The organism is Marinomonas sp. ef1, assembly GCF_002806845.1.
In the GTDB taxonomy this organism is placed as follows: Bacteria; Pseudomonadota; Gammaproteobacteria; order Pseudomonadales; family Marinomonadaceae; genus Marinomonas; species Marinomonas polaris.
The window spans coordinates 1-1,043 of record NZ_NHTT01000036.1 but is presented as its reverse complement, the minus strand read 5'-3'; the positions used below and the strand labels follow the sequence as shown (position 1 = coordinate 1,043).

1 protein-coding gene is annotated in these 1,043 nt (G+C 41.0%); it reads right to left on the bottom strand.

Annotation, left to right across the window (positions count from 1 at the left end; translation table 11 throughout):
* Positions 1–327: 327 nt before the first annotated feature.
* The gene (locus CCS02_RS22205) at positions 328–483 is read right to left on the bottom strand and encodes a hypothetical protein (protein ID WP_157808026.1); all 156 of its coding nucleotides are present in this window, start codon (positions 481–483) and stop codon (positions 328–330) included.
* Positions 484–1,043 lie beyond the last annotated feature (560 nt).

The window sequence follows — 1,043 nt, the reverse complement described above, 5'->3', positions numbered from 1 at the left end:
AACCTTTATTCCGCCCTGCTGAGCGGGTAACTTTTGTCCAGATCCACAAAAGTAACCAAAACGTCTCTTTATCGGGCTTTCGCCCAAACGTCTTATTCATATTGTTTAACATCACGTCTAGCAACACGATTTTTATCGTAAGGCATAGATTGTTTATTTGGTGGGAGATAAAGCTTCAAACACTGACTCTGAAACTCCATAAAGTCGCGCAACTTCGTCGCGTCGAACTGACTTCTTCGGGGTTGCAATGATGGAAAAAAAGGACGTAGGGCGTCATGAGCGCAGCGACTCTCTTTTTTAAAGAAATTGCCGCTGAAAGCGAAGCTTTCATGCTCTAGGGTAGGTCGCAGATTTTTCATTTTTAAACCACATAAACTCTGAATCGTATGGATCTAAAATTAACGCGTCTTCGCTTATCTCTGCGGTAAAACGCTCAAGGGCTGCGGTTCTGCCAAAAATGTCTGAGATTACGATGGTTTTCATTGGTGTATCCAGTGGTATTTCTGCGTAAAGTTTGTCTGACAATATAACCCAGTTAAGGGTAACCTACATTTTTGTTTAATGCCTGTGATACGTAATTAACTAGAGAAATCGCCTTTAAACTATTAAGCTTGCTTTCGTAATCTAGTGATTCGCCATGCAATACCATATGCCTATTAAGAAGATTAAACCCTTTTTCACTTTATTCCAGTTTTCTGTCGTCCAGAAGGACAGCCTACCTTAAAGATGAAAGCTTCGCTTTCAACCGGCACATTACGCTGCGCTTAAGATGCCCTACGTTTTGGTTATACACGAATAGCTACGAAGAAGTCAGTTCGACGCGACGAAGTTGCGCGACTTTATGGAGTTTCAGAGTCATTAACAGACAAAGTCTCTCGAACAGAAAAAACCAATCTATGCCTTACGATAAAAATCGTCTTGCTAAACGCAACATTAAACAAAGTAAATGATACGTTTGGGCGAAAGCCCGATAAAGCGAATTTTTGGTTACTTTTTGGGTGCTAGCAAAAAGTTACCCGCTCAGCAGAGCGGAAAAAACTTTA

Bases quoted from the DNA above. Each gene is read 5' to 3' on its own strand.
- CCS02_RS22205 (WP_157808026.1), bottom strand. From the start codon at position 483: ATGAAAACCATCGTAATCTCAGACATTTTTGGCAGAACCGCAGCCCTT.